General features: G+C 56.1%; 28 protein-coding genes and 1 pseudogene. 5 read left to right on the top strand and 24 right to left on the bottom strand.

What is annotated here, in order from left to right; all coding sequences use genetic code 11:
- The first annotated feature begins 3 nt into the window (after nt 1-3).
- From CPJ18_RS02675 to CPJ18_RS02660, 3 genes are all read left to right on the top strand, one after another.
- Nucleotides 4-669 carry an SOS response-associated peptidase gene (locus CPJ18_RS02675; protein WP_103656880.1) on the top strand — a complete coding sequence of 222 codons (666 nt, stop codon included), beginning with the start codon at nt 4-6 and terminating at the stop codon, nt 667-669.
- Between the two features lie 9 nt (nt 670-678).
- Nucleotides 679-1,095 (top strand): hypothetical protein, encoded by a 417-nt coding sequence (locus CPJ18_RS02670; RefSeq protein ID WP_103656879.1) that lies wholly within the window; start codon nt 679-681, stop codon nt 1,093-1,095.
- Nucleotides 1,096-1,786: 691 nt separating this feature from the next.
- A complete protein-coding gene (locus CPJ18_RS02660; RefSeq protein WP_103656877.1) occupies nt 1,787-2,914 on the top strand; it encodes a porin in 1,128 nt (375 codons plus the stop codon).
- A 261-nt stretch (nt 2,915-3,175) separates the two neighbouring features.
- On the opposite strand, the gene CPJ18_RS02655 is transcribed toward CPJ18_RS02660, so the two are convergent.
- The 3 genes from CPJ18_RS02655 to CPJ18_RS02640 form a co-directional block, all read right to left on the bottom strand.
- Nucleotides 3,176-3,523: a hypothetical protein gene (locus tag CPJ18_RS02655; RefSeq protein ID WP_103586883.1), complete on the bottom strand. Its 348-nt coding sequence runs from the start codon at nt 3,521-3,523 to the stop codon at nt 3,176-3,178.
- A 117-nt stretch (nt 3,524-3,640) separates the two neighbouring features.
- Nucleotides 3,641-3,877 (bottom strand): hypothetical protein, encoded by a 237-nt coding sequence (locus CPJ18_RS02645; protein ID WP_245445288.1) that lies wholly within the window; start codon nt 3,875-3,877, stop codon nt 3,641-3,643.
- On the bottom strand, nt 3,874-4,800 hold the full coding sequence (locus tag CPJ18_RS02640) for a glycoside hydrolase family protein (protein WP_103656876.1): 927 nt from the start codon (nt 4,798-4,800) through the stop codon (nt 3,874-3,876). Before CPJ18_RS02640 ends, CPJ18_RS02645 begins: the two co-directional genes overlap by 4 nt.
- A 111-nt stretch (nt 4,801-4,911) precedes the next feature.
- Here CPJ18_RS02640 and CPJ18_RS02635 point away from each other — a divergent pair, with 111 nt between their 5' ends.
- Nucleotides 4,912-5,307, top strand: coding sequence for a hypothetical protein (locus tag CPJ18_RS02635; RefSeq protein WP_146258642.1), 396 nt, complete (start codon nt 4,912-4,914; stop codon nt 5,305-5,307).
- Here CPJ18_RS02635 and CPJ18_RS02630 read toward each other — a convergent pair.
- Genes CPJ18_RS02630 through CPJ18_RS02595 form a run of 8 tightly spaced genes read right to left on the bottom strand, consistent with a single transcriptional unit; the run spans nt 5,304 to nt 14,016 of the window.
- Nucleotides 5,304-5,633, bottom strand: coding sequence for a hypothetical protein (locus tag CPJ18_RS02630; protein WP_103656874.1), 330 nt, complete (start codon nt 5,631-5,633; stop codon nt 5,304-5,306). The two genes, CPJ18_RS02635 and CPJ18_RS02630, sit on opposite strands and share 4 nt — an antisense overlap.
- A complete protein-coding gene (locus CPJ18_RS02625; RefSeq protein WP_103656873.1) occupies nt 5,620-5,976 on the bottom strand; it encodes a hypothetical protein in 357 nt (118 codons plus the stop codon). The genes CPJ18_RS02630 and CPJ18_RS02625 overlap by 14 nt, the downstream gene beginning before the upstream one ends.
- The gene (locus CPJ18_RS02620) at nt 5,976-6,968 is read right to left on the bottom strand and encodes a pyocin knob domain-containing protein (protein ID WP_103656872.1); all 993 of its coding nucleotides are present in this window, start codon (nt 6,966-6,968) and stop codon (nt 5,976-5,978) included. The genes CPJ18_RS02625 and CPJ18_RS02620 overlap by 1 nt, the downstream gene beginning before the upstream one ends.
- Nucleotides 6,969-6,982: 14 nt before the next feature.
- Nucleotides 6,983-10,117: a phage tail tip fiber protein gene (locus CPJ18_RS26535; protein ID WP_146258641.1), complete on the bottom strand. Its 3,135-nt coding sequence runs from the start codon at nt 10,115-10,117 to the stop codon at nt 6,983-6,985.
- Between the two features lie 4 nt (nt 10,118-10,121).
- Nucleotides 10,122-10,559, bottom strand: a complete 438-nt coding sequence (locus CPJ18_RS02610; protein ID WP_103656871.1) for a DUF6950 family protein — start codon at nt 10,557-10,559, stop codon at nt 10,122-10,124.
- Entirely contained in the window at nt 10,525-11,097 is a 573-nt protein-coding gene (locus CPJ18_RS02605) for a hypothetical protein (protein ID WP_103656870.1), read from the bottom strand. Before CPJ18_RS02605 ends, CPJ18_RS02610 begins: the two co-directional genes overlap by 35 nt.
- Nucleotides 11,097-11,708, bottom strand: a complete 612-nt coding sequence (locus CPJ18_RS02600; RefSeq protein WP_103656869.1) for a hypothetical protein — start codon at nt 11,706-11,708, stop codon at nt 11,097-11,099. The genes CPJ18_RS02605 and CPJ18_RS02600 overlap by 1 nt, the downstream gene beginning before the upstream one ends.
- Before the next feature lie 13 nt (nt 11,709-11,721).
- The gene (locus tag CPJ18_RS02595) at nt 11,722-14,016 is read right to left on the bottom strand and encodes a phage tail length tape measure family protein (protein WP_103656868.1); all 2,295 of its coding nucleotides are present in this window, start codon (nt 14,014-14,016) and stop codon (nt 11,722-11,724) included.
- 53 nt (nt 14,017-14,069) lie between these two features.
- Here CPJ18_RS02595 and CPJ18_RS02590 point away from each other — a divergent pair, with 53 nt between their 5' ends.
- The gene (locus CPJ18_RS02590; RefSeq protein WP_103656867.1) at nt 14,070-14,516 is read left to right on the top strand and encodes a YbjQ family protein; all 447 of its coding nucleotides are present in this window, start codon (nt 14,070-14,072) and stop codon (nt 14,514-14,516) included.
- Here the strand turns inward: CPJ18_RS02590 and CPJ18_RS27575 are convergent.
- The 13 genes and pseudogenes from CPJ18_RS27575 to CPJ18_RS02520 form a co-directional block, all read right to left on the bottom strand.
- Nucleotides 14,513-14,692: pseudogene (locus CPJ18_RS27575) on the bottom strand (phage tail assembly chaperone); the annotation flags it as partial. The gene CPJ18_RS02590 and the pseudogene CPJ18_RS27575 overlap by 4 nt on opposite strands.
- A gap of 20 nt (nt 14,693-14,712) precedes the next feature.
- Nucleotides 14,713-15,066, bottom strand: coding sequence for a hypothetical protein (locus CPJ18_RS02580; RefSeq protein WP_103656865.1), 354 nt, complete (start codon nt 15,064-15,066; stop codon nt 14,713-14,715).
- Nucleotides 15,067-15,498 carry a phage tail tube protein gene (locus CPJ18_RS02575; protein ID WP_103656864.1) on the bottom strand — a complete coding sequence of 144 codons (432 nt, stop codon included), beginning with the start codon at nt 15,496-15,498 and terminating at the stop codon, nt 15,067-15,069.
- Between the two features lie 36 nt (nt 15,499-15,534).
- Nucleotides 15,535-15,945, bottom strand: a complete 411-nt coding sequence (locus CPJ18_RS02570; protein ID WP_103656863.1) for a DUF3168 domain-containing protein — start codon at nt 15,943-15,945, stop codon at nt 15,535-15,537.
- Nucleotides 15,945-16,439: an HK97 gp10 family phage protein gene (locus CPJ18_RS02565; protein WP_103656862.1), complete on the bottom strand. Its 495-nt coding sequence runs from the start codon at nt 16,437-16,439 to the stop codon at nt 15,945-15,947. Before CPJ18_RS02565 ends, CPJ18_RS02570 begins: the two co-directional genes overlap by 1 nt.
- Nucleotides 16,436-16,792 carry a head-tail adaptor protein gene (locus CPJ18_RS02560; protein ID WP_103656861.1) on the bottom strand — a complete coding sequence of 119 codons (357 nt, stop codon included), beginning with the start codon at nt 16,790-16,792 and terminating at the stop codon, nt 16,436-16,438. The genes CPJ18_RS02565 and CPJ18_RS02560 overlap by 4 nt, the downstream gene beginning before the upstream one ends.
- A 119-nt stretch (nt 16,793-16,911) precedes the next feature.
- Complete coding sequence (locus tag CPJ18_RS02550) at nt 16,912-17,268, bottom strand: head-tail connector protein (protein ID WP_103656859.1); 357 nt, start codon at nt 17,266-17,268, stop codon at nt 16,912-16,914.
- A 1-nt stretch (nt 17,269) separates the two neighbouring features.
- Nucleotides 17,270-17,611, bottom strand: coding sequence for a hypothetical protein (locus tag CPJ18_RS02545; RefSeq protein WP_103656858.1), 342 nt, complete (start codon nt 17,609-17,611; stop codon nt 17,270-17,272).
- The gene (locus CPJ18_RS02540; RefSeq protein ID WP_103656857.1) at nt 17,589-17,840 is read right to left on the bottom strand and encodes a hypothetical protein; all 252 of its coding nucleotides are present in this window, start codon (nt 17,838-17,840) and stop codon (nt 17,589-17,591) included. Before CPJ18_RS02540 ends, CPJ18_RS02545 begins: the two co-directional genes overlap by 23 nt.
- Before the next feature lie 47 nt (nt 17,841-17,887).
- A complete protein-coding gene (locus tag CPJ18_RS02535; RefSeq protein ID WP_103656856.1) occupies nt 17,888-19,090 on the bottom strand; it encodes a phage major capsid protein in 1,203 nt (400 codons plus the stop codon).
- Nucleotides 19,091-19,098: 8 nt separating this feature from the next.
- Nucleotides 19,099-20,217: a S49 family peptidase gene (locus CPJ18_RS02530; RefSeq protein ID WP_103656855.1), complete on the bottom strand. Its 1,119-nt coding sequence runs from the start codon at nt 20,215-20,217 to the stop codon at nt 19,099-19,101.
- A 9-nt stretch (nt 20,218-20,226) separates the two neighbouring features.
- The gene (locus tag CPJ18_RS02525; protein ID WP_103656854.1) at nt 20,227-21,453 is read right to left on the bottom strand and encodes a phage portal protein; all 1,227 of its coding nucleotides are present in this window, start codon (nt 21,451-21,453) and stop codon (nt 20,227-20,229) included.
- Complete coding sequence (locus CPJ18_RS02520) at nt 21,453-23,111, bottom strand: terminase large subunit (RefSeq protein ID WP_103656853.1); 1,659 nt, start codon at nt 23,109-23,111, stop codon at nt 21,453-21,455. Before CPJ18_RS02520 ends, CPJ18_RS02525 begins: the two co-directional genes overlap by 1 nt.
- Nucleotides 23,112-23,258 lie beyond the last annotated feature (147 nt).

Below are 23,258 nucleotides of genomic sequence, written 5' to 3'. Positions count from 1 at the left end.
CGCATGTGCAATCTGTACCAAGTCAAGACCAACCAAGAGGCCATACGCGACATCGCTGGCTCGATGCAGGAGCGCTTGAATCTTCAGCCCGATATCGAGGTTTACCCTGATAGGGGTGCGCCTGTCGTCCGCAACAAAGATGGTGCGCGCGAGTTGACTGAACTGACCTGGGGCATGCCTACGCCACCCAACATTCTTGGCGATAAGCCAGACACCGGCGTCACCAATATCCGCAATGTCGCGTCGCCTCATTGGCGCAAGTGGCTGAAAGTCGAAAACCGATGTGTCGTCCCGTGGACCCGGTTCTGCGAGTGGGAAGATACAAAGCCACGCAAGACGAAGCGATGGTTTGCCATCGATAACGGCGAGCCCCTCGCATTCTTTGCTGGCGTCTGGACAGATTGGCACGGCGTGCGAGGATCCATGAAAAACCCACGCGACGGACAACACGAGTTGTTTGCGTTCCTGACGACCGACCCGAACGACGTGGTAAAGCCGATCCACCCCAAGGCCATGCCGGTCGTGCTCACCACCGCAGAAGAGGTCGATGTCTGGATGAATGCTCCGTGGGAAGAGGCCAAGGCACTACAGCGACCATTGCCGGCGGAGAAACTGATTCTGTTGCCGGTGGAGGAGCCTCAACAGGAAACCACGGATCTGTTCGGTTAGGAGGCGATCATGAAAATCTGGACGCATATCTTAGAGGATCACGGCGTGTATGCGCGGCAAGGACTCTGCGACGGTTTCTTTTTGGATCCGGTGAAGAAACTCCACGAGGATATGAACGCTAGCCTTGTCTCCGAAGTCGACCGTGATTCTGACCTGACCGCATACACCGCGTATATAGCAGATGAAATTTCCGACGACGAGGATGACGCACCCACCGGCGCGGTGATGGAAATTCTTTTCAGCAAGCGCAAAAACCTGGCCGCACTCCGCTACGATAACCCAGACCTTTCCGGCGCGTTTATCGAGTGGGTGTCGTGCCACAGTCCAGAGAAAGCGTTGATTGAGTGGCGCAAGAAGGTGTTAGCCAAATACACCGTCATTAGAGGCGACATACGCCAGATTGTTAGTGAGAGAAGCGCGCCGTGAGACAAGCAAAGCCGCAGACGGCAAACGAGGAAAAGCTCCCACGCCTCCGTGACTACAAGGGCGAGAAAATCGACATGGCTTGTCACAGGTGCGAACGATACGGCATCTACGAGCGGAAGTCTCTTCTCAAGAAGTTCGGGGCATCGGTGCAGTTTGTCAGCCTACGGCGTGTGCTCGCGATCGGGTGCGATAACGCAGGCACAACAAAGTGCGAGGCGCACTTCCCTTGCCTGCTATCGGCAAACCTAAAATCTGAGCCACATTAAGGACTGACCATTGAGCGATCTAACGAGCAAAACCGGCGACGGCGTCCACGAGAATCACTACTGCTGCATATCGGAATGCAAGAAGTGGGGCGGGTTTGGGTTCGCCCGAAGCAAGGCGGAGCCGGTTCAGTGGTGGTGTGCGGAGCATTATCCTTACAAGGAGGTGCCGCGAAGGTAAAGTTGCCCGCCCTTATCCACAGTCCAATCGTTTACAAAACCCTAACAAAATCAACCAATCAGTAAGTGTCCCGAACTAAATTGTGCTCAAATTGCAACACGACACACACCGCGTTACTCCTACTTGCCTCATTTATGGCTAATGCAGATTGCGAATCCAGACGACTTTCTGTCTATTCCGAAGTCGAAGCGGGGGGCATCTCCTAGATTGTTCCGCTTTTAGTAACGAAACATGACTGGAGGTCATTATGAACATCAAGAGCCTTTTGATCGGCTCCGCTGCCGCTCTCGCAGCAGTATCCGGCGCACAGGCCGCTGACGCTATCGTCGCTGCTGAACCTGAGCCCCTCGAATACGTTCGCGTTTGCGACGCTTTTGGCACAGGCTTTTTCTACATCCCTGGCACTGAAACCTGCCTGAAGTTCGGCGGTTACGTTCGTTTCCAGACTAACTTCGGCCGTGACCTTTCTGGCACGTCTGACTGGGATTCGTTCACACGCGCTCAGTTCGAAGTTGACACACGCACAGACACCGAACTCGGCGCACTGCGCGGCTTCATCGGCTTCCGTGGCAATGCTGACAACGGTTCGGCTGCTTCTTCTTCCGTATTCGTTGACCAGGCGTTCATCGAACTCGGCGGCCTGAAGGTCGGTAAGTTCTACAACTGGTGGGATGATGGCCTCTCTGGCGAATCTGACGTTCTGTCCACAAACGCTCTCTTCAACTCCATTCGTTACACCTACGATGCAGGCTCTTTCTGGGCTGGCGTTTCGGTTGACGAACTTGAAGGCCTGAACTCGCAGCTCGCAGATTTCCAGGGCACAGTTACAACAGGCGCCGGCACATTCGGTCTGTTCACACAGGAAGCTGACAACAACGTTGGTATCTCTGCTGGCGTTGGCGCCAAGCTCGGCGGCGCAACACTTCAGCTGATCGGCGGCTACGACATCGACCAGGAAGACGGCGCTGTTCGTCTGATCGCAACTGCTGACATCGGTCCTGGCACACTCGGCCTGGCTGGCGTATGGGCATCCGGCGGTAACGCTTACTACTCAAACTCTGAATGGGCTGTTGCTGCTGAATACGCAATCAAGGCAACTGACAAGCTGACAATCACTCCAGGCGGTCAGTACTTCGGCAACGTTGCTGATACGATCGTTCTCGGCGGCCTCAACGCTGCTGGTACTGTCTTCACTCCGACAGGCACAGCACGTCGCGGTGACGATTTCTCCAATCGTGACGCATGGCAGGCTGGCGTAACCGTTGATTACAAAATCACGGAAGGCCTCTCCACGAAGGTTGCAGTTAACTACTACGACGAAGACGGTCGCGACGACCAGGTTAACGGTTTCGTTCGCCTTCAGCGTTCGTTCTAATACTTCTAACTTCGGTTAGTTGCGAGAAACCCGGCCATTGTGCCGGGTTTTTTGTTATCTAGACTTGAGAAAATACCTGTAGACAACCAGCCTTAGTTTTGTCACAGTGGACGCGATTGCAAGCGAAGATCCACAGCCGAGAGGCTTTCGCTGTTGATCCCAAGTCAAGCTCCTCGACCTTAACCGGTCGAGGAGAGGGGTCCCCAAATCACCCCACAAACAAAAAAATCCCCGTCCACCTTTCGGCAAGCGGGGTTACTGTTAGGACGATCTAGTCGGCCTCGGCTTGGAAGCCTGATTTTCAACGATGCGATCAACGCGGACGGTCATGTGATCGACGGCAGCTTTTACGCCGCTGATGGCATCCATGATCTGCTCTGTAGTCTCACGCATACCGGCCTTTGTGATATACGTCTCTGCGACGTGCAGCCGGTGAGATGCAAGCTCATCGCGCGCGAGGGCTGCTAGGGCGTGCGCAGCCGAAGCTGTGCCGGTTGCATCTGCCCTAGCCGAACTAATCTTTGCGTCGACATATTTCCAAAGACCGAAAAAGAAGCCGAACAGCGCAATGAAGAACAGCGCAACGGCCATAATTTCTGGGCCGGTCAAGGCTTCACCCCGCAAAGCTTTTGCAGCTTTTCGTTCTCGGCCAATATCTGGCGTTTGGTTTCGATGGAAAGGCTGTCCGCAACAGACGGCCGCACAGCTTTTGCGATGTCGCAGTAGCTACCGCTTGTCGCGCATCCACTTGCCAAGAGCATCATCAACGCCAGCATCATCCAGATTTTTGACTTCATTTTCGACTTCCCCAGCCCGCTTGATGGCCTTTGCATTCGCAGCGGCCTGTGCATCCTTCGCCGCGGTGCGCCCTGCCCGCTGGCCGTAAAAAAAGACGCCCGCGACAATCGCGAGCGCTGTACCGATGGTGGCTAGGTAGCCCTTGAGTTTTGCGAGGAGGATCAAACCTTCACCTCCTTGCCGCGCCAGCTGTTCCAGCGGCGAATAACGAGGTCGCGGTTGCGGTAGGCCACGTAGCCGACGACCGCGACAAGCACGCCTGCGGCAATCCAGCCCCACGGAAGGCCAACGGTGAAGGCAAGAAGTCCAGAGCCAGCCGCAGAGCTTGCGCCCTTCGTGACCACATCCTTGGCAGCGCCTGCGTCACGACGAAGCTGTGCAATGGTGGCAGGACCGATGATACCGTCGGCGATGAGGTGCGGATGCGCCTTTTGATATGCAATCACAGCCGACTTGGTCTTTGCGCCCATCCAGCCATCAACCGCGCCGGGGTTGAGGCCGGCTGTCGTAAGAAGCTCCTGCGCTTCCTTGACGACGGGATCCGGCAGCACCGGCGGCTCGGCGGTCGCTACTTTGGTCACGCCGACGACGCCAGTGTAGATGCCCTTCTCGAACAGCAAGGCCTCTTCCTTGCGGCGACGCACCAGTCCCGGCAGCTTCTTTCCCTTGGCGGTGTTGTAGTTGCTCGCGAGGTGGGTCGCAGCGGCCTTGATCTTGCCTGCGCGCCAAAGATCGGCCCACGTCCATTTCATAGCGCCAACGCCGAGATTGAACGTCACGGACGACGCAGCATCGAGCTCGTGCTGCTTACGGTCACTCGGCGAGCCAGCAACAACGGCAGGCACGTATTCGGCAGCAAGGACAGCATCAAGAATGGCGTCGCTCTGCGCGGCCGTGATCTTGGTCTTGCCTGGCACCAGCTTCGTGATGCCGATCTTGGCTAGCTCGCGGCGAACGGAATCGCTGCCCATTGTAAAGCCGGTACCGATAGTAGGAACGCCGACGGGGTCGAGATAGCAGGTCAGTGGGTTGCCCTCATGCAGGCGCACGAAAGCCCTCCCCTGTGTGGAGATTTTGGTGATTGGCATTGGTTTTCCTTGGATTATTTTGTGCGCATTACAGGTTGCATCTATTGTCTAGTAGATGACGCTGAAATAACGTCCCGGTGGCCGCAACTTGTGCCGGCCATGGGGAATATGATGAACCGTATGACTGTAGGCGTCGCCGCGCTCGCCTTTTTGCTTACCGGGTGCGCCGGTGCGCAGTATGCAATGCAGAATTATAGCGGGATAACGCCAATATCATGGGCCAGCCCAACGACGCGGAAAGCTTACCGCATCTTCGATAAGCCAGCAGAGAACCGCCTTATGATCACCTTAAGCATAGGTGGCGCTGCGGTTCAGGGTGCAGGCGCAGGCTTCACGTGGGGTCTAGCGGACACGCGAACGCCAGAAGTCGTCTATCAGGATGCGGCAATAGAATGGCTTGCAACAACCGGACGCAAGTGCACTGCCACCAATGCCTCGCTTATTCTTGAGCCGCAGTATGAGATCCGGTATGCCTGCGAAGCGGTAGTAGCTGCGCCTGCGACTTAAGGCCAGACGATTTCAGGCAGCTCTGCCACAAACTCTTCAATGGTCGGGATATCCCGCTCACCAGCCATCACCTTGTCCAGTTCGGCAGTTGAATACGTCCACACAGCAGACCGCCACGCGAAAAGCACAGCGGCTTCTGAGGCAAACACAGGGTTTGCATCATCCCGATATGAAATCGCCGTGTGGATGCTGTCATAGCGGCGCTGGCGAGCGGTTGTGTCGAGGTGGGCTTGAATGGCACTTGAGAACATCGCTTCAAGACCAGCGCGTTGCTCTGCTGCCTTTTGCTCCGCCGTGATGATGATCGATGTGTCAGGCGTCCACATGGTCGGCCTCCTGATGTGGCAGTTCTGGCATGATAGGCGGTTCCGGCTCTGGATCGAATGGCAGAGCCAAGATACCGTCTGGTGGGCTTACGAGCGCCACTGGAAAGGCGACAGCCTGCGATGGGTTGGCACCATGCGGTAGGATCAGGGTCAGTTCGATCTCGCCATTAATGCGGGACACAGGTCCAACAATCAATTCACATGGCGTGACACCTGCCGGGATCGTTGCGCCATCTGGCAGCGGGCCAAAGTTGAACAGCTCGCCGTTGATGCGGAGCCGGTCGCCGTTCTTTTCGACTGTCAGCGTGTCATCGCGGCGCTGTGGGGAAAGAGAGATTTTCATTAGTACCACCTGCCGATTATTACCCAATCAACCCGGTTGTTCGGAGAAGAACTGGTTGAAATGAAGTTGAAGTTTTGATTCCCGTCAGAAAAGCATGAGTAGTTAAAATCAAAAGACCCATAAGGAGTTACGGATGCGAAACACGGATTAACAGCTGAAATAAAGGACGCTGGAGACGTCTTAAGAATACCTACGTTAGCCGTGTAGCCAACAAAGTTACCACGGCAAATCTGCGTCCCATCCGCAAAGCGCACATACTCGCCATTGGCATTGCTGCCACGCTCCGGTGGGTCCGCGCGTCTCCAAGGTTGCCAGCCATTGTACCAGATATAACGTTCGTAGACCGCATGACCGTTGTCTGTGTATGCCCTCTGACGAACGCCACTAGCATTTCCGACACCGACTCCCTGAGCGATTGTTTGTATATACCAGTTGCCAGCACCAGGGGTGTTCGTGGACCCGCCCAGGGCGAAATGGTACCCTGTTTCCGTCAAGGTATTAACATCGATCACAGAGCCGGGAATTGTGGACCGAAGCCTCGCGGGCAACTGACCATTCGGCAGCACACCACCCGCCAACAACGCCCGCGCCGCCGCGTTGAAATCAGTCAGCGCACCCGCACCATTCGCACCGAAGTACGGCAGCTTTTCAGCGGTAGGCACCAGCGAAGCTAAAGCAGCCAGCGCGGGTTTATCCAGCCTCGACAGATACAATGCGAGCATCTGCGCATTGGCAACCGTCTGCTGACCCGGCGTGACGTCATAGGTAATCCAGTAACCCTGAGCACTTGCCGATGCCCCCCGCCATTGTTTGGCGAGGGTGATTTGCGTATCGCTGTCGATGGACAGAACCGGCACTGGGTTGCCGTTGGCACTATCAAGCCCGAACTGCCCGGCGACAAGGCCAGATGTTAGCCAGCCCGTGCCTACACCGGTCACAATAGCGCTGCCAGCGGTCACGGATACCGTGCCCGTCACATAGGGTGTGGTCATGTTGGTGATGATCCTTAGATGTCGTTTGGAACGTTTTTCGTCAGAATCGCGCCAAGCTGAATATCACTCCAGCTGATGTTGGGAGCCGAACTGATTTGAAGGCGATAAGTCGTTTGAGCCTTACTTTGCGATTCAGCCTGTGGTCTGTATGCGAACGTGGTAATTGGAATGCTCTGACCCGCTGCAATCGAGTATATTCCGGAGAACACGGCCCCTTCAGTAGTGGGGCCCTGTTCTAGGTCGTAAACCTGCCAGTTGATGTTTTGCGTTGATCCCGTACCGCCTCGAGATAGCGTAAGCTTTATTTCAAACCGCAGTTCATGATGAGTTCCGAGAGTGTTAGGACCGTGCTTCACAACAAAATCGTAGTTCCCGCCCGAAGTGCTGGCTATTTTCAGTGACTTGATAAAACCTGCCGCAGCGGGCTCAATCTGATTTCCATTAACGAACAGGTTTTTGATCTGAGCCTGCTCAATTTCAAGGTTGGGGATTTTCACCTTACCGTTCTCGACAGCGAAAACAGCCAGGCTGCCGGTTCCGTCGATGATCACAAACTTGTCGGCAAGGAATCCAATCTCGGACTTAAGGACGCCACTGACAGTCCTGATCTGGATGTACATGCCGCTTTCGATGAACGACTGAGACAAGCTGGCACGCAGCATGATCGAGAACCGCACCGAGACGCCGGCAGGTGCTGCCACCGCTTGGAACATAACTAAGCCATCTGCAAACATGCCGTTGAATGTGGCTGACACGCCATCGACCCGGGTCGATATGGCATTGTCTGCATTCACACGCGCGGTGGCTTCGCTTCCGATAGCTGCGGTGTTGCCATTTACCGTCGTCGTCAACGCTGTAATGGATGACGCAAGGCCGCTATCGGCGGTCGCCCTTGTCGTTTCTTCGGTGGCAATACGGGAATTCACCCCGTCAACCGTCGAAGACAATGAACTAATGGATGAAGCCAGCGCACTGTCACCATTGGCACGTGCGGTTTGTTCTTCGACTATCTTGGAGGCATTAGTTTCAACACCCGCAGAAATTATCACCAGCTGTTGAGCAGCGGCCTCATCAGCGGTAACCCTCAGCGTCCGCTCCTGAGATATCTCGGCAAACGCATTTCCCACGTCGGTACGCATCACATCGCGCTCAACCTGAGACACCGTGCCTTCCAGCGTTACCGCCTGCCCGATCTGCTCAATGCGCTGCATGAACTCATTACGGGCCTGAGAAATGACCTTGAAGACGTCTTTGACGTCCTGTCCCAGATGCTCCAGATCAGCAATGAAATCATCACCAGCAGCAAGGGTGCGGAAGTTCGTCACGCCTGATGGTGCAACAGACCTGCCATTGTCCACGACCAGCGTGGTTCGAACTTTCCAATCGGTCTCGCTAGTTAGGCCTTCCACGATCTGCACGACGCTAATGTCCGAGGACACAAGCTTTGTGAAGACCTGCGTAGGATTGGCGACCGGCCAGTATTCGACCAGAACGCCGGACACGCTGATATCCACGATCGCATCCCAGCGCAGAGCCACGCCGGGAAGCAGCCCGCCGCCTTCGGCTTCGACAACGTTGGGTGTAGCAGTGAAATTTTGAACCGCAGCCAAGTAGTCAGGCGGCGGCACAACGATGATGACGGGCGGGTTGGTGGCATAGGCAGTAGGGTCAAACACGCCATTGCTGATGCCCTGCAATGACACAGTGATATCACGCACGCCATCGCTGTTGTGCGGGCCAAGCGTGCGCGTCATTACCTGATACGTGCCGGTTCCGTGCTTGGCGCTTGCCCAGGTGATCCACCGACCTTCCTTCACCACGTCCAGAAAACGCGGATGGATGGTGATCTCTGCCGATGCCTGAAAGCGAGCTCCACGAATGGCGATGTCAGCCAGACGATCTACCTGCTTGACGTAAGTCACAGCACCGTAGGGAATGGTGCTGGCAAGAGTTTCGCGATCTTCGGCAAGGGCAGACTGGTCGATCCGAGTTGCCGCGTCCTTGGTCTCGTAGAAGTCGTCTGGCGAGACATATGACGCTGCAACCGTGTTGATGAGCTCAGTACGCTTGCGCTTCGCCGTGAACCGTTTTGGAGCGCCGATCTTGAGATCATCATCCGTGATGGTGGCGACGATGGCTTGCGGTGCGCCGGCGATAGGAAACTCGCCGTCCACACGCTCTACCCAAGAGCCACACATTGCTTCCAGTAGCGGCTGAAGGTTGGCGTCATGATTGGAGCCAGGGCCGTCTTTGGCAATCATGTGCGACCGGTAACGGTAGTAGCCGTCCACGATCTCGTCACAGATATTCGCCGCCTGCGTATATTCTGATAAAGGAAGGCGAGAAAAACGCACTCCCTTTCCGACCATCAACTGATTGCCGTTATAGAAACCGCGCTCAAGATTATATGTCTGAACAGCATTGTTGTCGCTGTATTCCCATGTGGACTGGTCAGCCCACCGGTGCGCGCCGGAACCACCAACGGTGCTATCCTTGCGCCAATCATAGAGCGGAGCGCCCTTGACTTCGAAAAGCAGGCTAGGAGGAGATGTTAGGCCTCGACCCTTCTTCTGCATCTGAGAATAAACGATAGCATACGCAACGCCAGCACCGCGATGATTGACTGTCCAGCGTCCAGCCGGTCGTGACTGAGAAATCAGATCAGGATCGGCTTGCTGATCCATCCTGCCGTAATAGAACTTTACGCGCACTTCGTCGTGGTTGTCACCGCTCGAACCCTCATTCGGAACATCGTACCAAACGCCAGGCAATGGGTTTCCACCACCAATGGTGCGCCATTTGCCGTTGTACTTCACCCGAGGGACCGCAGTGATGCGGAAGCTGGAGAGAACGTAAACATCCTGAAAGAAGCGGCCACCATCACCGTAGTTATTACGGTATATGTGGTGGCCCGTTATCCCGCATGTCCCCATGACGGCGGTGCGAGGAATGTTGGCACCGTACTCGGTCTCTATCTGAGCGGATGTGCTTGGCGTTTTCGGGGGAAACAGCCGATTAATGGCGTATTTAAGACCGATAGCAAACGCGCTCTGCACGATACCGGCAAGAATCGTGTTTGCTGCAGCCCAAGCGGAGATGGCTGCGATCCCCGACGAGATCGCAGCGGCGATAGGTGCTAGAAATGGCATGGGGCTATGCGCCTACCTTGTAAGCTTGCTCGATCTCGGAGACCGGCAGAAATATCGTGCCGTGCGGCTGCTTGATCGCAAAGCCGAGGCTGCAAACGAAACCGGCGACGAACTCGCCGTTGATAACAATCACGCCGACATCACCACGGCGGGCAGCAAAACGATTGACCGGCTCGAGCCCGATATGGATTTCGAAGAGATCTTTGACGTGATTGCAGCCGAGGCCGCGCATCTTTTTGGCAGCACCGACTTCGGTCTTGTAACGACCGCGAAACTCTTCCAGAGGATCGACGCCGACCACGGCATTTATAGCCTCGCAAGCCGACATCATGCAGTCCGAAGTTCCCCATTCTGGGAGGATGGTGACCTGCGCAGAAGCAACATCCTCCAGAGCGCGGTCCCAACCGTCACTTCTGGCTAAACTCGATATTGAAGAACTCATTTTTCAGCCTCGCAGCGTGCTCGAAGAACATGTCGCCTGCTGAGACCAGCTGTTGATCTTCGTGGCTGGCGTACCGGTAGCCTTCGCGGAAATTGTCGATCGCTTCGGTTTCGATGTTGGCCTCAAGCCAGGCATCTCCGTCCTCTTCACGGTGATCGATTGTGTCGACGTAGCCGTAGAACGTCGGCTCAGCGTGCAGGAAAGCGTTATTGTCCGGATCGAAATAGAAGTCGTACAGCGTGACCGGACGGCCCTTGTATTCTTCCTCTTCGATCAGAAGCAGCTTGTCTGGCGTCAGGCCGAAGTCGGAGCGCGCCGGCAGACGCATCGTTACCGGATTGGCCGTGGTACCGAGCGAATAAGCAGCTTCATTGATCTCGATGATCGAGTTGCCCTTGTAGGTCAGGCCGTTGTAATCAAGCGAGCCTTTGCCAGAGAAGAAACCATACGTGCCCGTGCCAAACTCAAACTTGACGCCAGACCCGATTTTCACCCTGCCCTCGTTGAGCAGCTGTTGCAGTCGTGTTGGGAAGGCCATTAGCGCGGCACCTCGATCAGGGTGAATGTCGCCGTCGGGCGGAAGTCATCAGGGCAGTCGTAGCTGTCCGGTACCAAGCGCATGTTCATGACCGGATTCTTGAAGATAACAGTCGCGCCGGCGGTGATGTAAGACGGCAGAAACGGCTCGACCTTGATGGAGACCGCTCCGCCAGCTGCCGTGGTGTCCTGCACCACACGAACAATGGTGTTGTAGTCGCCTTGGCTAAATCCGATGAGGTCGCCCTCCGTCAGCTTGAGACCGTTGGTGACACTGGACACCGTCAGCTGATTGCCAGCGATTGCCGACAGCACGCCGGTATCGAGAATGGCTGGCGCGGTCGGGTTCCCCCAGTAGGCCTGCGGCAGACACACGTGCTTCGGCGTATAGAGAACCGTCACCATGCCGTCGCGGCAACGCGAGATGAATGCCTCAAGCTTCTGCCGATCGGCGTTGCTGAGGGCCACCACCCGCATCGACACCTGCCAGAACGGATCGCTCGTTTCCATGAAGGAAATGGCGCGCTTGCCGTATCTCGAGACGCTGGTTGAGCGCATGAGTTTAGGATAGGTCGGCCCATATCTCAGGCCGACCGGTAATGTTTCTGCCATGTGGGTTGTGACCTTAGACTTTGACGCCGCGCGGACCTACTTGGCCCATGACCTTCAGGACGTTTGCTGCAAACTCTCGGTTCTGCTTTGCTACGACGGTCTCGAGCCTAGCGACAGCAGCTTGGTCCGCGCCACGAGCGTCGATTACAGGTGCGAAGGTAATGGTTGGCGCAGAATTGCTGTTTGCTGGCTTCATGCTCGGCAATGACGGCACTGAGACGCCAACTGCACCACCGTCGGCGTAGCCTTTTCGCATCGCCTCTACAGCACCAACGCCACCAGCCATCGCGACATCGCGCTGCGACCAGACAACCTCGCCTTTGTGAACGATACCAGCAGGCTGGTTCTTTCCGCCAGACCCGGTGTAACCGCCGTCAGCAAAACCAAGAAGCTTGAAGAATCCGGTCATCCAGCCGTTACTGCCCGTAGCTGACTTGCCGCCAAATATATTATCAAAGGCGCTATTCAACATCAGGTCGGCAAACTTGTTTGCCAGTCCCTTCAATGCCTCGCCCAAGCTTTCGGCACCAGTTACGACATTGGCAAATCCAGATTTTGCTGTGTCGTAGAAATCACGAGCGCTGCTTTCTGCTTGCTGCTGATTTTCAGCGACTTTCCTCAACTCTTCCGACTGCTTCGCATAGGCCGCCGCCTCGGCCTCGATTGCTGCCACCTTGTCAGGCGACAACTGGATGCTCTCAAGGTCTTTTTCACCCTTCTTTCGAGCCTCTTCACGTAAGTCGGCAAGTGCCTTTTGCTCAAGGTCTAGGGCAGCACGACGTTTGGTCTGCTCCTCATTGGAAAGTCCGATGAGGTCCATTTCCTGACGCAAAGCTTCCGTTCTGTCACGGATGGCTTGTAAGTCTTCAGTGAAACGGTCGGATGCAGTCTTCGCCGGAGTCTTCGCCTTCTTTGGTGTGCCGAAGCCGCGATTTTTAGCGCTATCGAGATCAGATGGACGGCTCTCGGGCGAAGGTCCATCAAAGGGTAATGGAAAGCGGTCTCCCTGAATCGTTGCATCAGCACCGAACTGAGTATCTTGCTGGCCTGCCCCCCGCCATGTCTTTGGATCATTGATCCGAGATGTGGCGACGGGGATTACATCGTTTACCTTTTGAACGCTCCCGGCCGCATCAAGTGCTGCTGCCGACAAGGTTGAGAAGTATTTGGCAAATTCGGACAAAGCAGGAATGCCGCTGCTGTTGATAGCGGCGCTGAGCGCGCTTTGAACGCGATCAACGTCTTCGGCTTCGGTCTTACCTTCTGATGCGGCTTTCGCGAACTCGTTGAAGGCGGACTGCAGATTCTTGATAACGTCTGCTTCTTCACCGGCCGACTGAAGTTGTGACACCAAATCGGCAATCGACGCACGGGTCGCCTCCACCTCTTTGCGTACATCGGCCAGCGTATCGGCGTTGAAAATTTCAGCGCCCTTCTTGAAGTCCGTTCCGTCTTGAGTTCTTTTCAGTTCATCGGCGTATGCACGCAAAGCAGGGACGGCGTCTCCCCAACGCTCTGCTACGGCAGAAATAATCTCAGCCTGCTCTTTCAGAACTTTGGCGGACTTGTCGCCCTCGCTCATCACCGTCGAAAAGTACTGGAACGCAGCAGCGCCAGCGGCAATCACACCAATGGTCACCAGAGACAATGGCGAGATCACAGATGCGAATGCAGCGGCAAGGCCCTGGCCTACGCCCTGTCCAGAATCTTTGATCTGCTGCAACACAGCAGACAACTGTGTGCCTTGCTGGAGAGCAATCTGGATCGGCGACATGCCCATCGCCGCAGTGACGCCGATATCCTGAAACTGGGCTGCAATGTTTGCGGTGTACCCATTGCCGCCGGGGGTTTTTGCAGCAGCTGTTGCTGCGTTCCTGCCCTTGATCGCCGCTGTAGATGCTAGGGCCGCCTGCCTTTCTCGCTGGATAGCGGCGGTCATCTCATTGGTAGAGATAGCGCCGACAGCGTGTGCTTGCCTGATCTCAGAGACTGCGTTTTTATAGCTCGTAATCGTAGAAAAAAGAGGGCTGTATTTGGACCGGAGGCGATCAAGCTCTTTCTGCTGATCAGCGAGGGCTCCGTTCCATTCCTTTGCAGCAGATGTGCCTATGCCCACCATGCTATTGATGCGCTCTTGCATCGACGATGTGAGGGATGAATTGATCGACTTGCCAGCTGATGCAAATCGCTTCTCAATTCCGCTGGAAGCCTGCCCGACATCGGATACCAACCTATTCAGCGCACGCTTTACGGTTGCGAGGTCGGTACTGATTGAGATAATCAGGTCATCGCTATTGTTACCGGCCAAGTCGGTTTCCTAACGTGGAAAAGCCCGCCCTAGCGAGCTTGGAGGATTCTTGGATGCCGAAGTGCTCGCGCTGCAACGACGATTTTTATCTTGGTGGGAAAAACGGTTACTGCGCCGATTGCGAAGAGGAGGTAGCAAAGGCCATGTCCAGCAAAGCGCTGGAATCCATCATCATGACCACGTCAATCGACGTCCCGAACCGTGAAGTCGAAAGCGTCATTTCGATCGTCGCTTCAGAGGCTGCGCTCGGAATGAACGTCTTCAAGGATATCGCTAACAACTGGCGGGATTTCGTGGGTGGTCGATCGGCTACGTCACAGTCCTCCCTGAAGGAAGCTCGACTGGCCTGCTTGGATGGTCTTCGCTCAGAGGCTCAAGCTGTTGGTGCGGATGCGGTAATCGCTGTTGATCTGGACTATAATCAACTGGCTACGGGTGGCACCGGTGGCATACTGTTTGTTGCCGCCACCGGAACCGCTGTAAAGCTGAAACCAGCCTAGCCACCGTATTTTTTGATCAAATCGTCAAGCTCATCTTCTGATGGAGGCTCGATCTCTTTCTTGGCTCCGTTCGCCTCAGACCAGCCGTGGGCCGCGAGGATGAACTCGGTCAGGGTCGCAGACCAGAATGTCCTGGGCATCCACCCAAGACCGCCGAATGCTACCTTCTGCCAATCTCGCCATGGAAATGGCTGTTCTACTCCGCCTTTTCCACGGCTGCGTCGTTTCCCACTTCATCCACATCAAAATGATGGGACAATGAATCGGAAATGGCTTTAGCAACGGCACCGAAGTGTTTCAGCTTGAGAGAGCCGATTGCTTTGCCTTTGTCGCCCCTCACAGTGAGAAGATCGAGCGCCGCAACCGTGGCCGCCGGCTCAACGCCAGAGAGGCGAAGAAACAGGTCCGACATACTCTTGCATGAAAGCCGCGTCGATACAGCGGCTAGGCCGCCCATCTCAGCTGCGATGACAAGGGGAACATTGCCGACCCACAACTCGACTTCGCCTCGAGCGCCATTAACCTCAAGTGGGAATGGTTTCTCGGTCAATTAAGCCTCCGCAACGAAGGACAGTGGGCCAGCGGCGACGAACGTGGCCGAAAAGTCCATGTTTCCTTCCATCTCGCCGCTGAATTCGAATTCAGAGACGAACCAAGGTCCGGTATAGGTGCCAAGGCCTGGGACGATGACCTTTGCATTGAACTTGGTCGCGTCGTTGACGTGCACCATGAATGCAGCAGTTTGCGCGCTTTTCACGAACTTGCCAGAACCGGCGAACGTACGATTTTTGATACCAGGATCAGCCGTCTTTTGTGGTGTAGCCGCCGGATTGACACAGTCTGGGATCGTCGTGTCGACTTCGTTTGCCGACATGTTGAAGCTGCGGGTTGTCAGGCCGCAAAGGTTGGAAAATACTTCTGGATCGTCGCCATCACCGGTCTGGATGAGTAGCGTACGACCAATCTGCTGACCGTCGGCCATGATTGAACCTCAATGATTTTGGGGATTGGGTGGCCGTCAGGCCGGTGTTTCGATGCGGGCGATGAATTCAACGACGCCATGCGTCGTCACGTCATCGGGGTCTTTCATCGTCCGAGAGTCCCATCGCGAGATCGATATCAGACGATGAGATGGCAAGACCAAAGGTGCCCTATCAATCGCCTTGACGATCTCGTACATGGTGTCCTTCAGCTCCTTGAAGCCTCCGGAATATTGCGACCAAACGTGGATCGTGACGTATACTGCGTCGGACGTGACGCAATTGACGTCAGCTGGTTTTACGTCACTTTCGCCATACTCCACGTACGGAAACGGCGCATTGGTGGGTGGTCGGTCGTAAATGCGTTGTCCAACTAGCGCGGTGAGCGCAGCACGACCCTTCAACCTGGCGACGATCGCGCCCTGCAATTCTAGATCAGGACTAGCCATTACTTTTTCATGGCCTCCCTCACACCACGCCAGACAGCATCATTGATCCGCTTTTTTGCGCGCTCGCGAAAAGAACGCCAAATTGGAAAAATGTGCGGTTGGGCTTTTGTGCCGGGGTGCATCCTCGCACCTTCTGTCTGTTTTTTACCGAGAGCCGTACCGCCACCCTTTGCGGTGTTGTGCGGACGAGTGCCGAACTCTAGGAAGTGCCAAATCCAAGATGCGAAAATTCCGGTGGCATCTGGGTCTTTGCTGGCCGATGTGCCGACCATCGCCTTGGCGTTTGGCCTGTCCGAGATACGTGCGCCTTGAATGGATGCCGCATAATCGCCGGCTGAGGTGCCGGTGCCTATGGGTGCCCGATCGGATATAGCCTCCGCAGCTTCATTGGCGATCTGAAGTTTTGCCTCAGCCGCGTATTGGTTAGCCTTTGGCGCAATGTCATTCAGCTTTTTGGTGAGCGCTTCGCGGCCGAGAACTTTGGCTTTGATCACGACGCCTCCCCCTGCACCACAAGCAGTTCAATCCACTCGTTGCGCTCATCGATGTTAACCGCAGTCTTGATCGCGTAGAGCGCGCCAGTGCGCTTGTTCCGCGCCCGCCATGCTGGCGTTATGGTGCGCGTGCGCGGGTTGCTGCGAACAGTCATGGTGAATGGCTGCAAACCTTGCAGGCGGCTGGCTATTACCGATTCCGACCCCACGCGTGGCTCAAGCCTCGCGGCCTCGAAAAACTGCTCCGCAAAGCCTACCACTACGCCACCGTAGCCATCATCGCCCTCGACCTCAGCTTCAAAGCCGATGCTTTCACTGAGCGATCCCGCTCCGGCTCTTTTGCGTTTTGGCATTCGGTCGATCCTTGGTGGGTTCGGCAGTCTTGGCTGCTATCGCAGCCGCTGCGCATTTGCGCGTAACATTGTAAAGGCCGACCTCATACGCGATGGTCGCGCCGGGGTGCGGCTTCCAGTCAAAAGGTGTAAGGAAACGTAACCACATCATCATCCACCGGTGCGCGCCAGACGCGCCAAGGAGCCAGAAGCATGCGGACAGCGCGCGGCAGAACAGCGTCGCCTGTCGCCTTCGGGTCAGGTTCGCGAACCTCGTAGAGGTCGCCAGTCACAAGCAGGATTGCCGAAACAATGGATGCCGTGGCTGCGATGCCATCATCTGCCGTTGGCGTTGCGCCGATGGCGACAACCTCGCGATCCAGATATTCGGTGATAATGCTCTCGGCGGCGTCACGGTAAATGCCGATCTCCGCGTCTTCATCGGAATAGAAGACGCGGAGGTGCTTTTTGACCGTTTCCAGATCGACGATTGGCATATCAGGCCGCCACAACTGCGGCCGTCGGCGCGCTCAGAACGTTAACCTTACCGGCCAAGCTTTGAGCTCGCGTGCGAACGCGGACTGTTTTGCCAACATCCTGGGCGCGAGGAACGAACGTCAGGCCAAAGGCACCAGGAACCTCGAATCCGCCGACAATCCACTGCCTGTCGATGGTCGGGGTCGGCGTACCGGTGAATGTGCCCGCACTGGCCGTCAAGGTTTGCCCTACCTGCGCCGTGCCTGTGATGGCTGGCGCGACAGTATTTGCTGGCGCAGCGGGGTTTGTCACCCCGCCGATGTAGCTGGCAAAACGCCTTTTACGCTGTTTCGTTGTCAGCATCTGTCTTGTCCTTTTTCTTCGTCGAACGAACGGAAGATATAGGCTCGACAGGTTCTGGGTCGGCTGGCGCTTCAACCTTCTTTGCGTCGTCTTCGAACGACACAAGGCCCAAAGCTTTCAGTGCATTAGCCTCGCCGCGCTCGACCGGGAAAGGGTCGCTATCAGCGGTCTTGAGACCGGAGCCGTTGTCAAAAGTCTTGAGCGGCTTCACTTCGATGTAATCAGTCATATTCGCCTCCTAGCGAAAGCGGGGCGTCCAAAGACGCCCCAGATCAATTAGGCAGCGGCAACAGGACCGGTAACGAAGGCTTCAGGACGATACACAGCCAGAGCCAGACGCTCTTCAGCGCGGATCGTGAACATGTTCTTCTCGAAGTCGTCCACGTTCTCGCTGGAAAGCAGCACTTCGATATCCATGCGGTCGAAGATCTGCGCAGCGTAGGAGAACGCGCCGGTCAGGAACTGGCCAGAAGCCATCGCCTGTGTCGAAACGACAGGCAGGTTCCAAAGCGTCGGCGTAAGCGAGCCCTGCGGATTACCGATGATGTAGTTTTCACCAGCATCCTTGGTCAGTTCGATCTTCGCCCAGTCGATCGGGTTCAGAACGAACGCAGTCGCAGGATACTCAGCGAGAACGACCTGCAGGATAGCCAGGCGAAGGCGGTCGATGCCGGTCACTGCTTCTGGCGTGAAGGCCGGAGCAAAAGCGGTCGCCTGCGGAACCAGACCAGCGATGTTCTGACCAGTGCCAGAACCGTTCAGGAGCTGATTTTCCTCGACAAAGCGAAGACCGTACCGAGCGCGACCATCGATATAGGAACGAAGCGCAGGCGCGTCATCCAGAATCTGACGGCTGGCCTTGAACAGGTGAGCCAGCGTACGAACGGGCGCGGACGCCATATCGAACGTGATGTCCGAATAAGGCTTGGCAGTCGTTTCGGCCACCGGCGCAGCGTTGTTCGTGTAGCCAGTTTCCTTGACGTACTCGACGTTGTTGGAAGAAGTCTGGCCAGGGAGCAGCAGGTCTCGGATCGTCATCTGGCGATCAGGAAGACCGAAGATGCCAGGGACGCGAGCGCCCGGTACCAGCGAGGTGCCAGGAGAACGACCAGTGCCGACAGTGGTGTTGGCGGTCGTAATTGCGGCGCGGTCGGCGGAGACCTTGATCGATGCACGGCTGGATCCGGTCAGATTGCCGGCCTTATAGGCGTCGGAATCGATAACCAGTTGGCCGAGCGACTTCTGCTCTTCCTCGCCGTTTTCCTTCTCACGAGCGGCGCGCTTCTCCATATCTGAAAGGCGGGTCGTGACGTCGCCGAGCTCGGAAAGTGCCTTGTCGGTCTTTTCCTTCAGCTCAGCGGAAACTTCGCCGTTTGCGGCAAGCTTCGAGGTAAAGTCGGTGGCGAGATTACCAACCTGCTCCTTGATGGATGCGAGGGAGGCACCAAGTTCGCCAATTTTTTCTGCTAGTTCAGCCATGTTGGCTCCTATTGAATGAGGGGTGATTTTGCTTCGGCCAAAAGCCGGTTAATGGCTGCCAAAGCAGCAGCATCCGTCTCGACGTCAGGAGCCCCCTGACCATCTTTGAGGTAGAGCCGAGCGGCCCGCTCTGCCTCAGAGCCCGACAACCCCATCAGTCCCCTGATGCCGTTTTCGAACTCGCGTTTTGTGATTTGCTCGCCGGCCGTCATCTTCGCTACCAGCGTTTGTGCGGCCTCTGCTTTCGCGGCGTTTGCAGCCTTGATGCGCTTTACCGGCGCAGGCTCTGCGTCCGCACCGTAGCGGCCCAGGGTCTCGTCAAGTGTGGCAACACGGTCGACCATGCCTCGGTCCATGAGGGCTTCCGCGTAGAACACGCGCCCTTGTCCGTAGCCATCCTCAACCTTGCTTACTGTCACGCCGCGCCCTTCGGCAACTGACGCGACAAAGCGATTGTAGGAGCGGTTCACACCGTCTTGCACATGGGCCAGGGTGTCTTTGCCAAGCGGCTCGGTTTCGTTGCCTTCAACCTTGTGCTTGCCAGCAGAAATGTACGTGCGCTTGATGCCACGCTGCTCAAGGGCAGCCGAAAGATCATCGTGCGCAGTGTAGACGCCGATCGAACCGGCACGGCCGGATGGCGTGACGACGATTTCGTCTGTCGAAGCCGCGATCCAATAAGCCGCGCTTGCCGCAAGACTGTTTACCTGCGCAATGATCGGTTTCTCGCCGCCTCGCAGCTTGCGAATTTCAGTGGCGAGTTCGTCAGTACCGGGCACCGTTCCGCCAGGGCTATCAATGTCGAGCACGACAGCCTTGATGTCTGCATTTGACAGCGCCTTGTGCAGTGCTTTCTTGATGCCAGCGTAGGATGTACCGCCGCTCATCGCGGAAAAAAGGTCCATTTTGTCGGCTAGAACCCCGTAAACAGGGATAATGGCCACGCTGCCGCTGGATTCTGCGATCTCCTTGGCGCGCGCATCATCGATTGATGCGGCGAACTCAGTCGAAAACAGCTTTTCGCCTTCGGCTCGCGCAACCAAAACATCAGCCAAAACGCCCAGTTTTTCGCGCTGAATAGCCCAAGGTTCGGCCAGAAAGGCCGAAATCAGGTGTTCAAATTTCATGATTTTCCCTTACGCAGCGCGTGCTGCTGGCGTTTGTGGCGCGTTATCGTTGGCCTGACCGACCTTATCGAGCGGGGTCATGGTGCCGTTGACGATTGCCTTCTCGCCGCCGTCGACAGGAGCCTTGTTCTCGTAGGAACGGGCTTCGTTTGGCGTGTAAATGCCGTTTGTGACCATCTTTGACAGAAATTCTGCCCTCGCCGTGCTATCGCCGCGAAGCAGTCCCTCCATGTTGAATTTTACGATGGTGGTCTTGCGCGTTTTCTCGTTGAGCAGGTCGCGGTAGACGGCCGATTCAATGCTTTTGACGAGTGGTCCAAGGCAAGTCTTGATGAACTGCAGGATCAGCTGCTCGATGCCGCTGCCCCAGGTCGTGGTGCCGTTCGAAGCATGGCCGATCATGACCGGTGGTACACCGAAGATGCGGCAAATCTGCTCTACGTTGAACTGGCGCACCTCAAGCATCTGCGCATCTTTAGGATTGATCGTCAGTTGCTGGTATTTGAGGCCAGCTTCCAGAACTGCAATCTTGCCGGCCTTATCCGAACCAGCAAACTGTCCGAGAATTTCGCTTAGCTGCTTGCGCTGGTCAGGTTTCAGTACCTGATCAGACGAAAGAACGCCTGCGACCTGCATTCCATTGGCGAACATCTTGCCCGCGGTCTTTTCACCCGCCAGAGCATTACCAACTGTATTGCGAACCACGCCGATCGGAGACATGCCGCGGTCACAGCCAGGCAAAACGGCCCCGCGAACGTGGAACATCTTTTCTTCAGCGATCCTGCGCTTCTTGCCGTTCTCCGTGACCTCGTAGTATCGCGCGTTGCGACTATCACGGCAGACGTTGACAGCGAGTGGCGGCAGCGGATTGAGCGCCACCAACTTGCCGCCATTCAGTTTCTTCTCAGCGAAGAAATTGCCATCTAGGCACAGGCATAAAACGACCATGGCCCAGAAGTCTGAGGCGGTGTCATCCATGTTCGGCATATCGTGCAGCAAATCGTAAAGCGGCGACGCCTTGTCGACCGTAACGCCATCGTCTTTGTAGACATTGCACGGCAGCATGATCACTGCATTCCGGATCAGATTGACGCACGCCCACACAGCATCAAGCTGCAGCGCCGTTTCAATCGTCACGTTTTCGCCAGAGGTAGTGCCCCAGCCGAAGAACCCGCGCCAGAACTCACCGTCAGTGAGCTTGATGGGTACTCCGCGCCATCTATCGAAGAGACCCATTAGATCACCATAACCATGTTGTTGATGAAGTCGTCCATGTCGCCGGTGTCACTGGTCTCGTAGGTTCCAGCCATCGCCGTTGCCATAGTCAGTGCTACCGCGCCGTCGATGCGACGCTCGCGATTGTGCTTCACCAGTTTTCTGTTTCCTGAAGGGTCTGCCTTGACGGTTGCATTCATCATGCACATCGTCAGAACCGGATGATCCCCGTGAGCAAGATTGCCATTGAGGATGGTGCTTTCTAACTCGCGGAGAGCGGGAGACATCGATTGGAACCCCTGCCCGAAAGGCTGGAATACCGCGTCATCGCCTTCAAGCTGATCATCCGTGAAGCCAGCCTTTTGCAGCCACGGCTTCAAGTGTCGGAAGTTCCACCGGTCGAACGCGATCTTGCGGATGTCCATCTCTTCGAACTGGTCGCGCAGGTAATGCGCAACGAACTCGTAGTCGACTGTCTTGCCCGGTGCGGCTTCAAGATGTCCGTCCTTGTGCCAGATGTCGTATGGTACGCGGTCGGCTTTTGCCTTTGCACGAATCCCATCACCAGGCAGCCAAAAGGTCGGCTTCACATTCCAGATGGTCTTACCGTCCTGCTGCTTAGGAGCCATCAGCACCAAAGCAGTCAAGTCGCTCACCTCAGAAAGGTCGAGCCCACCAAAGACAGGAAGACCATCAAAGTCCACAACTCGAGCGTTACACGCTCGCCAAATAGCCGGAGACACAAACGGTGCATTGGCATCGATCCTCTGATTCAGGTGCAACCAGCGAAAACTGGCTTCTTCGGTCGGCATGCGTGAAGCGCGCTCGGCGTCGTCGCGAACCGATGAAACTGATTTAAATATGCCTAGTGCCGGGTTGGCAGCTTTCCACGCTTCCTCGTCCAGCACATCGCAATCTGGATCCGCTGTGTAGAGATGCGAAACCGTGCGCGGTGCTTTGGAGGTCTCTGCATCGTCCAGCCATCGCGAGAACAAGTCGCCGTCGGTGGCCGCCTGAGTCGAAATGGCGAAGATCATCGCCTTGTCACCGTACGCGCCCTGCGACGTTACGATCGCCTCGACGAAATCGTCGTGTGGGCCTTTGATCTGGCCGACCTCGTCAAGGATGGCGACAAGTGGAGAACCACCGTGCGCGCTCTTGGCTTCGGCCGAACTGGCGCGATAGACGACGTTCTTGCGCAGGCCGACAATCATTTTGCCCGACGGCACGATGCGATACAGCCCTTTGAGTCGCGGCGACATCATCAACATCTTGCTGCTATAATTGTAGACTTCAGCGGCTTGATCGCGGGATCGCGCACCCGACATGATGCGGCTGTTTGGAAACGCTTCTGGGCCAATAACGTGGCCAAGAAGGAGACAAGCGATGGTGGCCGTCTTTGAATTTTTACGTGCGATCGACAAATAGGCGCGCGACGTGCCGTGCGGGTTGTCGTAAACCGACAGGATAAAGGCCACCTGGAAGTCCAGCAACCGGATCGGCTGACCAACAAGTGACCCCTCCGGCACAACCAAATATTCTTCGATGAAGCGGCACATTTTCTCGCCGCGAGTGAGCTCCGATGTCGGGAGTAAACGCCAATCACGATAAGGCGAAATCGGCCCACATTTGATTGAGTCAAGCACGCTCTGCGGCCAACTTGAATATTGGCCGGTCATTTAAGCTCCCACAAGGATCAGAGCAGGAACATAACCCTCGCCCTTTTTGCGTTGTTTTCTTCCCGCCACAAGGGCCTCAGATTACTCATTTGATTGAGCGCTATGACGTCATCCAAGGTCTTGGCCGTACTTATAGGAATGATGTGG

The sequence above is a fragment of the Agrobacterium rosae genome (genome assembly GCF_002915175.1).
GTDB classification, from domain to species: domain Bacteria; phylum Pseudomonadota; class Alphaproteobacteria; order Rhizobiales; family Rhizobiaceae; genus Agrobacterium; species Agrobacterium rosae.
The sequence above is the reverse complement of the archived record's forward strand: the minus strand, read 5'-3'. Positions and strand labels throughout refer to the sequence as shown.

Coding starts and splice junctions, on each gene's coding strand:
- CPJ18_RS02675 (WP_103656880.1), top strand. CDS start 4: ATGTGCAATCTGTACCAAGTCAAGACCAACCAAGAGGCCATACGCGAC.
- CPJ18_RS02670 (WP_103656879.1), top strand. CDS start 679: ATGAAAATCTGGACGCATATCTTAGAGGATCACGGCGTGTATGCGCGG.
- CPJ18_RS02660 (WP_103656877.1), top strand. CDS start 1,787: ATGAACATCAAGAGCCTTTTGATCGGCTCCGCTGCCGCTCTCGCAGCA.
- CPJ18_RS02640 (WP_103656876.1), bottom strand. CDS start 4,800: ATGCCAATCACCAAAATCTCCACACAGGGGAGGGCTTTCGTGCGCCTG.
- CPJ18_RS02635 (WP_146258642.1), top strand. CDS start 4,912: ATGAACCGTATGACTGTAGGCGTCGCCGCGCTCGCCTTTTTGCTTACC.
- CPJ18_RS02630 (WP_103656874.1), bottom strand. CDS start 5,633: ATGTGGACGCCTGACACATCGATCATCATCACGGCGGAGCAAAAGGCA.
- CPJ18_RS02625 (WP_103656873.1), bottom strand. CDS start 5,976: ATGAAAATCTCTCTTTCCCCACAGCGCCGCGATGACACGCTGACAGTC.
- CPJ18_RS02620 (WP_103656872.1), bottom strand. CDS start 6,968: ATGACCACACCCTATGTGACGGGCACGGTATCCGTGACCGCTGGCAGC.
- CPJ18_RS26535 (WP_146258641.1), bottom strand. CDS start 10,117: ATGCCATTTCTAGCACCTATCGCCGCTGCGATCTCGTCGGGGATCGCA.
- CPJ18_RS02610 (WP_103656871.1), bottom strand. CDS start 10,559: ATGAGTTCTTCAATATCGAGTTTAGCCAGAAGTGACGGTTGGGACCGC.
- CPJ18_RS02605 (WP_103656870.1), bottom strand. CDS start 11,097: ATGGCCTTCCCAACACGACTGCAACAGCTGCTCAACGAGGGCAGGGTG.
- CPJ18_RS02600 (WP_103656869.1), bottom strand. CDS start 11,708: ATGGCAGAAACATTACCGGTCGGCCTGAGATATGGGCCGACCTATCCT.
- CPJ18_RS02590 (WP_103656867.1), top strand. CDS start 14,070: ATGCCGAAGTGCTCGCGCTGCAACGACGATTTTTATCTTGGTGGGAAA.
- CPJ18_RS02575 (WP_103656864.1), bottom strand. CDS start 15,498: ATGGCCGACGGTCAGCAGATTGGTCGTACGCTACTCATCCAGACCGGT.
- CPJ18_RS02570 (WP_103656863.1), bottom strand. CDS start 15,945: ATGGCTAGTCCTGATCTAGAATTGCAGGGCGCGATCGTCGCCAGGTTG.
- CPJ18_RS02560 (WP_103656861.1), bottom strand. CDS start 16,792: ATGCCAAAACGCAAAAGAGCCGGAGCGGGATCGCTCAGTGAAAGCATC.
- CPJ18_RS02550 (WP_103656859.1), bottom strand. CDS start 17,268: ATGCCAATCGTCGATCTGGAAACGGTCAAAAAGCACCTCCGCGTCTTC.
- CPJ18_RS02545 (WP_103656858.1), bottom strand. CDS start 17,611: ATGCTGACAACGAAACAGCGTAAAAGGCGTTTTGCCAGCTACATCGGC.
- CPJ18_RS02540 (WP_103656857.1), bottom strand. CDS start 17,840: ATGACTGATTACATCGAAGTGAAGCCGCTCAAGACTTTTGACAACGGC.
- CPJ18_RS02535 (WP_103656856.1), bottom strand. CDS start 19,090: ATGGCTGAACTAGCAGAAAAAATTGGCGAACTTGGTGCCTCCCTCGCA.
- CPJ18_RS02530 (WP_103656855.1), bottom strand. CDS start 20,217: ATGAAATTTGAACACCTGATTTCGGCCTTTCTGGCCGAACCTTGGGCT.
- CPJ18_RS02525 (WP_103656854.1), bottom strand. CDS start 21,453: ATGGGTCTCTTCGATAGATGGCGCGGAGTACCCATCAAGCTCACTGAC.
- CPJ18_RS02520 (WP_103656853.1), bottom strand. CDS start 23,111: ATGACCGGCCAATATTCAAGTTGGCCGCAGAGCGTGCTTGACTCAATC.